The organism is Streptococcus sp. FDAARGOS_192, assembly GCF_002073815.2.
GTDB classification, from domain to species: domain Bacteria; phylum Bacillota; class Bacilli; order Lactobacillales; family Streptococcaceae; genus Streptococcus; species Streptococcus salivarius_H.
In genome coordinates, this window is record NZ_CP020431.2 from 1,049,794 (window position 1) to 1,064,824 (window position 15,031).

The 15,031-nt window shown below is 38.6% G+C and carries 7 protein-coding genes; 5 read left to right on the forward strand and 2 right to left on the reverse strand.

Translation table 11 applies throughout. The annotated features are described in order from the left end of the window. Positions 1 to 57 precede the first annotated feature (57 nt). From A6J31_RS05950 to A6J31_RS05965, 4 genes are all read left to right on the forward strand, one after another. On the forward strand, positions 58 to 3,621 hold the full coding sequence (locus tag A6J31_RS05950; protein ID WP_080610688.1) for a KxYKxGKxW signal peptide domain-containing protein: 3,564 nt from the start codon (positions 58 to 60) through the stop codon (positions 3,619 to 3,621). Between the two features lie 54 nt (positions 3,622 to 3,675). Beyond that, positions 3,676 to 6,204 carry a KxYKxGKxW signal peptide domain-containing protein gene (locus A6J31_RS05955; protein ID WP_080610689.1) on the forward strand — a complete coding sequence of 843 codons (2,529 nt, stop codon included), beginning with the start codon at positions 3,676 to 3,678 and terminating at the stop codon, positions 6,202 to 6,204. 716 nt (positions 6,205 to 6,920) lie between these two features. Further along, on the forward strand, positions 6,921 to 8,444 hold the full coding sequence (locus A6J31_RS05960; protein ID WP_004182219.1) for a glucosyl transferase: 1,524 nt from the start codon (positions 6,921 to 6,923) through the stop codon (positions 8,442 to 8,444). 84 nt (positions 8,445 to 8,528) lie between these two features. Beyond that, complete coding sequence (locus tag A6J31_RS05965) at positions 8,529 to 10,958, forward strand: glucosyl transferase (RefSeq protein WP_080610690.1); 2,430 nt, start codon at positions 8,529 to 8,531, stop codon at positions 10,956 to 10,958. 257 nt (positions 10,959 to 11,215) lie between these two features. Here A6J31_RS05965 and pdxT read toward each other — a convergent pair whose 3' ends face one another. Together pdxT and pdxS are read right to left on the reverse strand one after the other, a co-directional pair. Beyond that, complete coding sequence (gene pdxT / locus A6J31_RS05970) at positions 11,216 to 11,809, reverse strand: pyridoxal 5'-phosphate synthase glutaminase subunit PdxT (RefSeq protein ID WP_080610691.1); 594 nt, start codon at positions 11,807 to 11,809, stop codon at positions 11,216 to 11,218. Continuing rightward, on the reverse strand, positions 11,810 to 12,682 hold the full coding sequence (gene pdxS / locus A6J31_RS05975; protein ID WP_045768455.1) for a pyridoxal 5'-phosphate synthase lyase subunit PdxS: 873 nt from the start codon (positions 12,680 to 12,682) through the stop codon (positions 11,810 to 11,812). It lies immediately after the preceding gene. A gap of 329 nt (positions 12,683 to 13,011) precedes the next feature. Between pdxS and A6J31_RS05980 the strand changes: the two genes are divergently transcribed. Continuing rightward, positions 13,012 to 14,970, forward strand: coding sequence for a KxYKxGKxW signal peptide domain-containing protein (locus tag A6J31_RS05980; protein ID WP_080610692.1), 1,959 nt, complete (start codon positions 13,012 to 13,014; stop codon positions 14,968 to 14,970). Positions 14,971 to 15,031 lie beyond the last annotated feature (61 nt).

Consider the following 15,031-nt stretch of genomic DNA (forward strand, 5'->3'; position numbering starts at 1 on the left):
TGAAGTTATAAAGACTCCTTCTCAATAATGACAGTTTAAAATGAAAGGAGAATTATCATGGAAAAGAAAGTACATTTTAAACTTCACAAAGTAAAAAAACATTGGGTAACTATTGCAGTGACAGGACTAGCTTTGGGATTGAGTTTTGCAGGTCTCAACTATGCTTCAGCTGAAGAACAACCTACCCCTGTTAATGAAGCAACTGTTGAAGCCACCATCAAAGAAGGCGCTATTGACGTCGATGCTCCAGCAAGTAATGAAGCCACAACTAAACCTACAGAAAATACAGCTGCTACCGCTTCGAGCGAAACTGCCACAGTGTCAGAAGCACCAGTGGCCAGCTCTGAAGTAGCCTCAACAGAAACAGTTTCTGAAAAACCAAGCTCTGAAGTCACAAGTACAGCTAGTTCGGAAGCATCTAATTATGAAACCGTGCATTCTGAAGTAAGTGCAACAAATACACCTACAAACAACGAAAGCCTCATCATAAGTACTTCTCCTGATAAAACAACTTTAGATACCTCACAAAAAGATGGTGATTTCACCATCACTGTTGAAGCGGAAGGTATCACAAAAAAGACAGATAAAAGAGAGAGTTTCGTTTCAGATGCAAATGGTGTTACCTATTATGTAGATGCAAAAGGGCAGCTGGTTACCGGACCAAAAGAAATCAACGGTTTTCAATATTACTTTAACGATGACGGCACTATGGTAAAAGGGGAGCTTAGGAAAGTTGACGACAAACTCCACTTTTACGATGAAAACGATGGCAAGCTAGTAACAGACCGTTTTATTACATTCAAAGACAACCACTATATTCCAGAAGAAAACTATAGTAAAGTTGTTTACTTCAATGAACCTGCTTATATCGAACCAAACTATTATGTAATGCCTGGATTAGAACGTTACTATTTCGATAAAAATGGTAACACACTTAAGAAAGGTCGTCAGACAATTTTAGGTGACGACTATTACATCTATGACAATGGCCAAGTTGCTGTTCATAGACTAATGGAATTAGATCACAAACGCTACTACTTTGATGACAAAGGGGCCTTAGCCAAAAACAAACAATTTCCTATCATCGAAAAGGGTCTTTGGAAGTCTATGCCATATGTATTTTATTCAGACCACGATGGGGTGGCACATTATCTCAATAAACAACTAAACATTGTGACTTATCCGTTCCCAATTTACTATACTCTTCCTTCAGAAAATACTATAGAATATCCAAAAAATCAATTTATGATGGACTACGAAGGTCGTTGGTATTACTTCAACAAAGACGGATTTCCTGTCACTGGACCTAAGACTATTGATGGCTTTGAACTCTACTTCCATGAATCATCTCGTCCAGAAGGACATCAAGCTAAAGGCGAATTCATTAATATTGATAATAAAATCTACTACTTCGACAAAGATAATGGTCGTAAAGTCAAGGATACATCTTTTGAGTTAAACGGTATCCATTATATCGCAGATAAAGAGGGTAACATTACTATCCAAGGTGATTCTAGATTCCATAACCAATATGTCAGCGATGATAAAGGAAACTGGTATTACTGCAACGCCGATGGCAATAAACTTATTGGCGAACAAACCATTGATAACATCAAAGTTTACTTTAAGGACAGTGGAGTCCAAGTTAAAGGACACTTCGCTCCGAATGGACACTTCTATGACAAGGATAGTGGTGAACTTGTTACCAATGCTTATGTAGAAGACAATGGAAACTGGTACTATGTCGATGAAAATGGTCAAAAACTCATTGGAAACCAAATTGTCGATAGTTATCATGTTTGTTTTGACAGTGATGGTCGTCAACTAAAAGGTGAAGCTAGCTACTCAAATTCAGGTCTACCAAAACATTACTATGACTTGCATAATGGACAAATGGTTATCAACTCTCTTATTCAAATCGATGGTAAGACCTATAAAGCTGATAATGAAGGTAAACTCTCTGAAGTACCATATGCTTTAAACTATCGCAACCAAATTGTTACCGATGACTTTGAAAACAGCTATTATTATGACTACCAAGGAATGATGGTCAAAAATCAATACGTTACTATCTATCACCTAGAGAATGACTATCTTAACCCTAAAATTAGAAAAGTCACCTATTATGCAGGATATGACGGAAAATTCCTTCACGGTCCCCAAACAATAAATGGTGTTGCTGTTTATTTCAATGCCTATGGTGAACAAATCAAAGACCAATTCGCAGACGATGGTTACTATTATGATAAAGATACCGGTGCTCGTGTTAATTTAGGTGTCAACCGATCAGTTATGATAAATGGTAAATGGTATTATCTTGACCATAACGGAAAGCAATCTAAAGGAGAGTTTATTCAACAAGGAGGAAACAAATACTACTACGATAAAATTAATGGTGAGCGTGTCATTGGAACACTTTTTGAAGTGAACGATAAACTTTATATTTCAGATCAAGAAGGTGTCATTACTGAAAAGAAAGATGATATCAAAAAAAATGGACTGTTCTATGATGACTACCACAATATCCATTATATGAATGATAATGGTCATCTAGCTAGGAACTTATACGTTCCTTCTAACCACAATGGATTTAGCGATGATACAAAACCATTTTACTATTTTGGTTCCGAAGGAATAGCTTTAAAAGGCGAACATACTATTAATGGTGAAACTGTATTCTTCGATGAAAATGGAGAGCAAGTAAAAGGAGGTTTCGCAAAAAACGGTAAATATTACGATAAACATACAGGTAACTTAGCAAGAAATACTTTCAGAGAACGTACTGTAAGAATCGCTCGTGAATGGCGTGCTAATGGTATCTCAACTACATTCCGATACTACCTAGATAATAGTGGCTACAAAGTGTCAGGTTACCAGATTATTAACGGTGAGGACTACTACTTCTACCCTGATGGCCCACAATTAAAAGGGGATTTCGCACCAGATGGTAGATATCACGATAAAGACACCGGAGCCTTAGTCACAAAACGTTATGTTCAAATAAAACCATGGCATTTTATTACTGACCTAGGTAATGACCCTATCGACCATAATTATGTTCAAGTATTTCAATTCGATAGATACCCTAGTCTAGCAGACACCTCAACTGGTGCAATTACAAGATATTTTGGTAAAAAATATTCTGATAGTTGGTACTACGTCGATGAAAATAGCCAAAAGGTTACTGGACATAAAACTATCGATAATGTAAAGGTTTACTTTGATAAAGATGGTAAACAAGCTAAAGGTATTGTTGCTGATGATGGTTATTACTATGACAAGAATACTGGTGAACTTGTTGACTTAGGACGTGACAAATTCGTTGACGTTGACGGTTATCGTTACTATGTTGGTAGTGATGGTAAATGTTATAAGGGTGAACAAAAGATTGGAGATGATTACTACTATTTTCACGATGATGGTAGACTAGGCTACGATGAATTGCGAACAATTTGGGCGGGAAATGACTACTACTACCATTATTATTACCCAAAAACTGGAAAACGTGCTAAAAATGTTGATATTACTTTTAATCACTCAATTCGTTACAAGGTGAAAGCTGAGCTTGTTCATTTCGATGAAAACGGTGATGGAAGGGTTATTAAATATATTTACGAATAATATTTATTTCACACATATAATTCCAATTTGTCTTTCAATGAAAGGAGAATTATCATGGAAAAGAAAGTACATTTTAAACTTCACAAAGTTAAAAAACATTGGGTAACTATTGCAGTGACAGGACTCACTTTAGGATTGAGTTTTGCAGGCCTTAACTACGCTTCAGCTGAAGAACAGCCTACCCCTGTTAATGAAGCGACTGTTGAAGCCATCATCAAAGAAGGTGCTATTGACGTCGAGGCTCCAGCGACTAGTGAAGCCACAGCTAAACCTACAGAAAACACACCTGCTACCGCTTCAAGCGAAACTGCTACAGTATCAGAAGCACCAGTAGCTGCCTCAGAAATTGCTTCAACAGAAACAGTCTCTGAAAAACCAAGCTCTGAAGTCACAAGCACAGCTAGTTCGGAAGGAGCTAGTTCTGAAACTGCACATTCCGAGGTAAGTACAACGACTAGTGAGAGTGTTACAGCTGAGAATGTGTCATCTGTTGGTGATATCCCAAACGAAAATACCACGAGAGGAACTGACCGTTCTGCCTTTACTGAAAAAAGAAATGGATTTGTCACCGAACAAGAAGAACGCATCGAAACAGTTAACTATGTAGGTAGTCTTATTACCTTAAGACATCCTTATTACGTTACTTATTACTACGATAATAACGGTAATAAGCTTATGGGATGGCAAGATATTAATGGAGAACGCTATTATTTCAAAAAAGAGCGAGAACATCCTGGTTTCGAAACCATTGATGGAAAACTCTATTACTTTACAGATAGTGCACGTATGCTCCATGATGAATTTGTTGAAGAAAATGGTCAAACTTACTATCTAGGTAGCGATGGTGTGCGAGTTTCTGGCTTACAAGATATCAAAGGACAAACCTATTACTTTAATCCCGATAGAAACGACCAACTTAGCTACGGCTTGAACGTGGTTGGTGACAAACTCTATCTTTTTGGAGATGCTGGCAAAGAAAATCCGGGGCAATTAATTAAAGACACTCATCTCAAGAATGGTGACTTCCAACTAAATATTGATGCTAGTGGCGTCGTAACATTAGCTAATAACCATCCAGCTTTTCTACAAGATAATTCTGGGCATTGGTATTATATGAATACAGATGGAAAGCTAGTTACTGGACCACAAACTATTGACGGCTTAACCTATTACTTTGACTCAGATGGTAGACAGGTCAAGGGTGAACGCCGTAAGGTCAATGGTAAATCATATTTCTACGACCCAGATAACGGCGCCCTTGTGACGAACCGCCTCGTCACCTTCAAAGCTGGACGATTTATTCCTGAAGAAAACTATGCTAAAGAAATAAGATTTGACGAAGCTCCTTATGCAAATTATGATAACAATGAACATCCTGAACTCGAACGGTATTATTTAGGTGCCGATGGCCTACCAGTCACAGGATGGCAAACCATCAATGGTAATAAGTACTTTTTCCAAGATGATGGAAACATGGTCGTGCACAGATTTTTCAATAACTATTACTTCTACAATGATGGTACCATTGCTAGAAATAAACGATTGAATATTCCTACACACTATATTATGAGAGAATTTCCAAATATCTATGAATTTGATAATGATGGGGTTGGTAAATTCATTTCTAGTGATTTTAAGGACCTTCGACAAAAGACTGCTTATTTTGTCCAAGATAAAGATGGGTATTGGCATTACTACGACGAAATTGGATGGCCAGTGAAAGGTTCAACAACTGTTGATGGCTATGACATGTATTTCCATTTAGGAACTGGTCGCCAAGCAAAAGGAGAGTTCGTTGATGTCAATGGAAAAGTTTACTATTTTGATAAAGATAACGGTCGAAAGGTAAAAGATACCACCTTTGACATTAATGGTAAGACCTATGTGGCAGACCAATCTGGTGTCCTCAGCATTAAAAGTCAATCAACCGAACGAAACCGCTATATCAGTGATTCCGAAGGTAACTGGTACTATGTCAATGACAAGGGTTACCTCCTCCTTGGTGCTCAAACCATTGATAACGTCAACGTTTATTTCGGCACCAATGGCGTCCAATACAAAGGCCATTTTGCACCTGATAATCACTATTACGATAAAGATAATGGTGCTTTAGTAACAGATAGATTGGTTGAGGATGGCGGCAAAGAGTTTTATGTTGATGAAGAAGGAAAGAAGTTTAACGGTGCTAAATACTTGGACGGAATTCAGTACTACTTTAGCTACGGTGAAAAAGTGAAAGGTGAGTTTGATTATCCATACCGTGGTAATCGTTATTATGACAAAGAGACTGGTGCCCTTGTAACCGGAAAATACTTCGAACATAAGAATAACTGGTATTATGCAAATAGTAAGGGAAATATTCTGACTGGTAGAAGAGTTATCGATGGCAAGCATGTCTACTTCTACGATGATGATTATGGACAATATAAGGGTATACAAGCTAAAGATAAACTCATCATTTTAGATGGTAAGACTTATTACTACCTTCCTGGATCTGGTAATCGTGCTGAAAATGTAACCTTGACAATCAGTCACGTTACTTATTACTTCGATAATGACGGGGTTGGCCATATCCTTCGATAGTCATTTACAAGTGACTATGGATTTCAATTATTTCACACAAAAGGAAGTCGACAGTTGGTCAACTTCCTTTTTCATATAATCAATCACTGTCATTCAAACAGAACCCAATTATGACATTTTTTTAACATTTACGATTATCTTGTAAAAAAAACTTGTTTGTAATTAAAAAAGTATTATAATAAAGATAGGTGAGCATGTAAGCGTTTTACTAAAACGTTGAAAGTGTACTACAGAGGGATTAGGATTAGGAACTTGGCTTTAGAATTCTAACGTCAAAATAATTTTTTATGCATGAAAACTGGTCCTTAGGCACTTTGGCATGATAATCTAAGGCTCTTTTCATACACACATCTGTCTATAATACAAAACTAGAGCTTTAGAGAGAATGCTTCAAACTAAAAGTTCTAGTTTTTTGTATTTAAAGACATATGCCATAGGCTGGATTCAATAATAAAACGAAAGGAGAGAAATAAAAGTATTAGGATAAATAAGTGAAGACACTTGTTTCTAGATATGAATTACACAGCATAAGCATATTCTCCTTGCCACACGTTTGACGTGCTCCCCTATAAAATCTTCTTATGGTCATGACATGAGAGATTTAGATATGGGACTCAGTCGTTTTAACAGATTTGCCTACTTTTAACACTATTTTAACGGCGAGCTCCTTTATAACCACCCAAACATCGGTGTTCATTTTATGAAAGGAGTCTATTATGAATACTGAAATGAATTATCCATGGCACGTGTACAAGAAGCACCTTGTGGCACTTTCTTGTGTAACCGCACTAGCTGCTTTTTCCCTAGTTGCTCGCCCTGCATTTGCGGAAGAAGTAAAAGCATCTGATACGAATGCTAAGACCGAAGTTGTCGCACCTGCTATAGAAAATGTAGTGGCTACTGTTGAGACTAAGACACTTGATGAAAATCCAACAGCAACTATAACAGATGCACCAACAGGCACAAGCGTTATCACCAGCGAAGCTACAAGTGTTACCACTGATACTACAGCTATTCCTGAAACAGCTAAACCCGCTTCAGAGGCTTCAAGCACAGTTATCTCTGAAACAATTTCAACAAGATCAGAAATACCTACTTCTAAAACAGGAGCTACAGTAAGTGAAACTGCTAGTATGGAAAACGCTAGATATGAGGACATCTCAGAAAATCGACTTAAGACTGATGTTTCTTCCTTCAATAACGATGAAAACACAGAAATTCAAGACGAAGATCCTGAAGAAAATATTACAGGTGGTCAATGGTATAGTGACGTACAAGGTAGTTGGCACTACAAAAAAGACGGTAAAGACCTTATAGGCGCACACGTTGTTGACAATCAGCACGTGTATTTCCATGAAGATGGTAAACAAGCCAAAGGTGAGTCTGTCCAACGTAATAACCATTATTATTTCTACGACCAGAATCTAGGGCATAGGATAACTGAACAGTTTGTCAAGGTAGCTGATTTTCCTCACGATGAATACCGTTACTTTGGTAAATATGGTGTGGCTGTAACAGGCTGGCAAGATATTAATGGAAACCGTTACTATTTCTATCCTGATACTGCGTATAGAGTCTCCATTCCTTGGTACCAAGGAGATTGGGATGACTTCCATAAAGTTTACATTGATAGCAAGCCATACTACTTTGGACATGATGGTGAACTTTGGCGAAACCGCTATGTCAGATCTCTAGGGGGAATTCCTGGTGGCTATAAGAGCATGGATTTCGGAACATTTTACCTCGGCGATGACGGACAATACGTTACAGGCTGGCAAAAGAAAGGTGAAAAAGAATATTATTATTTTGAATACGGACGGCAAGCTCGAGGAATCGGATTCAACAACAATGACAGCCAAACCAATGTTATGGGGCAATTTATTAGGTTCCCAGAAGGTATCCGTTACTTTGAACCTTATACTGGTGAACTTGTCAAAAATCGTATGATTTATAACGACAAGAATATGCTTTTTGAATATTCACATGGTTATATTCCTGGATGGCTCTATTTCGATAAAGACGGTATTGCAGTAACTGGACTTCAACAAGTTTGGGGTGAATACTACTACTTCCGTGATGCAGCTGGTCTCCCAATAAGAGTTCAGGGAGAAATTGTAGACTACAAGGGACATAAGCTTTACTTCGATCCAAACAATGGTCAAATGTGGCGTAATCGTAATGCCAATATTGATGGAAAAAATTATCATATTGATGAAAACGGCTACCTTACAGAGATTTAAGTCATCAATCAATTGTAATTAAGTTATTTTTGCATTATTTCAGTTTTTAAACTGAAAAGATTTTAAGATGAAGGGGAATTTATCATGATTACGAAAAGGACTAACCCAAAGAAACACCTTGTTGCTTTATCCTGCGCAACCGCTCTAGCTACTTTTACTTTAGTCGCACGACCTGCATTTGCGGATGAAGCGAAAACACCTGAAACTTCTAGTCAACCAACTGAGATTCTTGCACCTGCACAAGAAACTGTAGTAACTAATGTAGAGGTCAAAGCGCCTACTACAAATCCTATCTCAACTAATACTGAGCTACCTACTAGTACAAGTACAGTTCTTAGTGAAGCTCCTAGCAGTGAAGTCGCATCATCTGAATTAGCAAGCGAATCACCAGTAGAAATCACTTCTGAACAAGAAATTAGCAATCAAGATAATCAGGCAAATAAAGCTACACCAATTAAAACAGCAACTTCAGAAGCCTCTGCTACAAAAACTTCGGTAGAAAAAGCCACTGAACCTGTTCCTGTCGAAGAAACAAAAACACCTACAAAAAACAGTGAACAACCTGCCCCAATCGATGAAAATGAAAAGCCAGTCACACCTTCTGTAACACTTGAAAATGCACCTCATATTTCTGGTGGACATTATTATAGTGATGATAATGGTAACTGGTATTACAAGGATGCAAACGGCAAAAATCTTGTCGGTCTGAACTATGTGGATAATGTTCCTGTTTACTTTAGCCAAGACGGTATTCAAATCAAAGGTGGTTTTGCAGAGGATGGCCGATACTATGACAAAGATTCTGGTGCTCTTGTAACCAAGACCTTTAAAGAACTCTTAACTTATATTGGTCGTGATGATATCAACGGTCAAAACATTTATACTACTGATTGGTACTACCTTGATGCCGACGGACGGCCACTTAAAGGTCCTCAAAATCTTGGTGGTACAAACATGTACTTCTTCCCTAATGGGGCACAAGTTAAGGGACGTTTTGCTCCTGATGGACATTACTATGACAAAGATTCTGGTGCGCTTGTAACTAATAGATTTGTTCATATTTATAACTGGAATTTCCAAAATCAAGACGGAAATCGTGTTCTTAAATTTATGCTTACTATTCCGAACGACTCTGCTATAGGATCTGACGGTAAATCACACTTTATTGATATGAGCCACTATCCACTTTCCAGCAATGACTTGGATCGTGAGGACTATTACTACTACGTTGATGCTAAGGGTAACAAACTGACAGGACCTCAAACCCTAAACGGCATCCATGTCTACTTCGACCAAAATGGTAGACAACTTAGAAGTGAGTTCAAATTTGACGAAGATGGTACCGTTCATTATTACGATGCAAAAAACGGTGCACGCGCTGAAAATACCATTGTCAGAACCAACACTGGTGCTTTCAAATTCGATGCAAATGGTAATGGACATTTGATGGGACCTGGTGAAGAAACAGACACTCCCGTCATTCCTACAATCTCCCTAGACAAGGCACCACGAGTTTTTGGTGGTCACTATTATAGTGATAACGAGGGCAACTGGTACTACAAGGATGCAAACGGTAAAAACCTCATCGGTCTCAACTTCGTTGACAACATTCCAGTCTACTTTGACAAGGATGGCAAACAAGTCAAAGGACGTTTTGCAGAGGATGGTCGCTATTTCGATAAAGACTCTGGTGCACTTGTAACAAAACGCTATCTTGAAACTGAAGATGGCAACTGGGTTTACGTCAATGATAAAGGTGATAAACTCAAGGGAGAACAAACTATCAATGGTGTTAAAGTCTACTTTGATGATTTCACTGGTATACAAGTCAAGGGACATTTTGCACCAAATGGTAAATACTATGATAAAGATTCTGGTGCTCTCGTAACCAATGCTTTTAAAGAAATCTTAACTTATATTGGTCGTGATGACATCAACAATCAAAATGTCTATACTACTGCCTGGTACTATCTCGATGCTGATGGTAAGCCATTAACAGGACCTCAAACCTTTGGAAATAGTCGCTTTTACTTCCTTCCTAATGGCGCACAAGTCAAGGGACGCTTCGCCCCTGATGGACACTATTATGATAAAGACTCTGGTGCTCTCGTCACTGATAGCTTTGTTCATGTCTACAACTGGAATTACCGAAATCTCGATGGTGATCGCATCTTCCACTTCACTATTACCATTCCTGGAAATGATCTCGTAGATCAGGATGGACAGTACCCAAGAGAAAGTAAAGATTTAGATCGTGAAGATTTCTACTACTATGTTGATGCTAAAGGGGATAAACTGACAGGACCTCAAACCTTAAACGGCATCCATGTTTACTTCGACCAAAACGGTAAACAACTTAGAGGTGAATTCAAATTTGACGATGACGGAACTGTCCACTATTACGATGCTAAGAATGGGGCACGCGCTGAAAATACCATTGTTAGAACAAACACTGGTGCCTTCAAATTCGATGCTGACGGTAATGGACATTTGATGGGACCTGATGAAGTATAGGAATATAATTCAAATAACAACTATTGATATCTCATAATTACTTTGATTTAGGAATCGCTAAAAAGGAAGTCGACCAACTGTCAACTTCCTTTTTCATATCACAAGTAAACTTTTTTCCACTTTAAGAAAACTTTAGGCTTTGCTTTATATACTATAACCATCCTAAAACTTTTCTTTTTCATAATCTCCTAAATCCAGGGCTCGGGTCCTGGATTTTTTTGCGTGAAGGAGAAGTAAATGAATTTATGAAATTTGAATCAAAGCTTTTCTTCTTTTGCCGGATTAATCATATCTAGGAAATAAGCATGTACCCTTTCGTCACCCGTTAATTCTGGATGAAAAGAGGTCACTAACATCTGCTTTTCTCTAGCTGCCACAATTGCCCCATTGACTTGAGCTAAAATCTCCACTTCTGCTCCAACAGCTTCAATAATTGGCCCACGAATAAAGACCATTGGGATTTCCCCTATTCCTTTAAATTCAGCATCTGTGACAAAACTGCCCAATTGGCGACCATAGGCATTTCTGGCTACATTGATATCCATACTTGCCAAATGTTTTGTTTGGTCCCCTACTATGGTTTTGGCTAACAAAATCAGACCTGCACAGGTTCCAAATACAGGTAGTCCAGCATCAATTTTCGCCTTAATTGGCTCAAACAAGTCTAAATCATGCAAGAGTTTTCCCATGACAGTCGACTCTCCCCCTGGTAGAATAAGCCCATTTAAATCAGCGTGCGCTTCCCAATCCTGTCGATTTCTGATTTGAACCGTTTCAACCCCAAGTGCTTTCAAGACCTGCTCATGTTCTGCAAAAGCACCTTGCAAAGCCAGTATTCCAATTTTTGTCATCTATTTTCCTCGCTCTGCCATTAAGATGTCAATTTCATCCTTGTTGATACCAACCATGGCTTCCCCCAAATCTTCTGACACTTGCGCCAAAATATCTGGACGATTATAGTTAGTCACTGCTTTGACGATGGCTTCCGCGCGTTTTTTCGGATCTCCTGACTTGAAAATTCCTGAACCAACAAAGACACCTTCAGCACCCAGCTGCATCATAAGGGCAGCATCCGCTGGCGTCGCTACACCACCTGCCGCAAAATTGACAACAGGCAACTTGCCATGTTCATGGACATAACGGATCAAATCAATCGGCACCTGCAAGTCTTTAGCAGTAATATAGAGTTCATCTTCTCTAAGATTTTGAATACGGCGAATCTCTTGATTCATGAGTCGCAAGTGGTGAACAGCCTGAACAATATCACCAGTACCAGGTTCACCCTTGGTACGAATCATTGATGCCCCTTCAGAGATACGACGAAGAGCCTCACCAAGGTCCTTGGCTCCACAGACGAAAGGCACATCAAATTTGGTTTTATCCACATGAATAAGGTCATCGGCCGGTGTCAAAACCTCACTTTCGTCGATATAATCAATCTCAATCGCCTGCAAAATCTGTGCTTCCACGAAATGACCAATACGCACCTTGGCCATCACTGGAATACTAACAGCGTCCTGAATTTCCTTAATCATCTTAGGATCACTCATACGTGACACACCACCCACCGCACGGATATCGGCCGGAATGCGTTCCAAGGCCATGACCGCTGCCGCTCCTGCCGCCTCAGCGATACGTGCCTGCTCAGGATTTTGAACGTCCATGATGACGCCTCCCTTAAGCATCTGTGCCAAATTTTTATTTAAGTCGTAACGATTTGTCATTGCAATCACCTCTCATGTTTTTATGCCCTTTATTTTACACAGGATGATTTTTGAAAAAAAGACTCTATTTTTCAAACTGTATGGGGACAATTACTCTTTCAATCATATCTATAGACGAAAAAATAAATAAATTAGGAAAACTCTTTTATAGCTATAACTATCACGAATATAAGAATCTTTTTATAAAACCATGGCGTTTTTGTATCCGCTTTCTATTGAAATTATTAGAAAATAGGATTAAAATATAATCGTAAATTAATTTTTGGTGTTCATGTTGTTTTAAATGTCACAGCATGAATTTACCAAGTCACCATACAAGGGGGAAAATTATGGAAAACAAAGTTCGTTTCAAACTTCATAAAGTTAAGAAACATTGGATCACAATCGTTGCCTCAAGTTTAGCTATCGGGGCTTCACTAATTGGACTAGGACAGGTCGTAGCTGATGAAGTCAAACCTGAAACGACTGCTGTTAACAGTCCTGAAAATGTCGTCTCTGACAGCAATCTTGAGACAAGTGCTAGCCTCATTACAAGAACCGAAGTAGCTCCAGCGAGCACTACTGTTGAGAATACTTCTAGTGAGACAGTCTCAACTGACACGGCATCTACTAATGCGGTTAGTCAGCCTGCAGAAGCAACTTCTACACAGCCTGCCAGTGAAACTGATAAGAAGGTTGAAACCATTCAATCTGGTGAAACAACTACAACCGATAGAAGTACTGAAGTCTCATCTGAAACAAGCGACAACGCAACTACTTCACAGGAAACACCTTCCCAAGGTGGCAAGTTCACCTCAGATGATCAAGGCAACTGGTATTATCTAGACAGTGACGGCCACAAACTGACTGGTCCACAAACCATCGATAACTTTAACCTCTACTTCCATGACAATGGAATCCAAGCAAAGGGTGAAAAGATTACCATTGATGGCAAGGATTACTACTACGATAAAGATAATGGGCGTAAAGTAACTGATACAAGCATTGAAGTAGACGGTAAAACTTATCTAGCAGATGCTGATGGCATCCTAACTGAAAAAACACAACTACCTACTCAGGTCGTGACCGGTGGTCATTTCCAATCTGACAACCAAAAAGATTGGTATTACTACACTGCCAACGGTGAAAAATTAACTGGTTGGCAAAATGTTGATGGTGTCATCCTTTATTTTGATAAAGATGGCAAACAAGTCAAAGGACAAGAACGAGAGATTGGTGGAAAATACTATCGATTCGATGAGAATGATGGTTCTCTATTAACGAATCAGTGGCATCACACTTCAATTTTCAATGGCTATAGGACAGAACCTCAATATACAACTTATACTAATTACTTAGGCGAAGATGGTGCTGCATTTATTGGATGGCATACCATTGACAGTAAACGTTATTATTTCAAACCTGACGGACTTTTGGCTAAAAATGATACTGTCACAATTGATGGGAAGATTTATCTTTTTGATTACCAAGGACAATTGGTCAAGAACAAATATGGCATTGTTGAAACTCCTTCAATGTTCCATGCAAACACTTCTACCTACCGTACCAATGCTAACGGCGAAGTCTTAACTGGTAAACAAATTATCGATGGAAAAGAATATATCTTTGCTTTAAAGGGTCAAGTTCTTGATGGTATCATAGGTTATGACAGCAAACTTTATCTAGTCACAGATAGTAAAATAGAAAAAAACTATTTTGGAGCCCTTTTTTCAAAAAAAACATTTTGGGGCGGGCCTAGTTTCTCTGGAATCTATGGAACTGATAAAAACGGTGTCCTCCTCGAGGGCATCCAACGAGGCTCTGATGGTCACCTTCACTACTTCCAACCTGAGGTAAAAAGTGTTGATAAGCCTACATGGAAAGAAATCGATGGCAAGCGCTATCGTCTAACAAAATCATATCGAACAGAAAGATATGCTGGTATGTACACCACTATTATCCTTACTAACGACACTTTGAAAGTCGATGATAAGACCTACACAATTGATAATGAGGGAGTAGTGACTGAATTTACGGCTAAAAACCAATTTGTTCGCGATGATTTCTGGAACTGGTACTACTACGACAAAGAGGGCAAACTCCTAACAGGCCGTCAAACCATTGATGGTGTTCAACTCTACTTTGATAAAAATGGTAAGCAAGTCAAAGGTAGCCTAGTAGACATTGATGGTAAAACTTACTACTTTGACAAAGACAGTGGGGCTATGTGGACGAATACCACTCTCGAAAAAGACGGCAAAACTTATATCATCGATGAAAACGGTGTGGCTACTGAGAAAGTGAATTAAAAAGGAAAGACATAATATTTCTACCACTTTAAGAAAACTTTAGGCTTTGCTTTATATACTA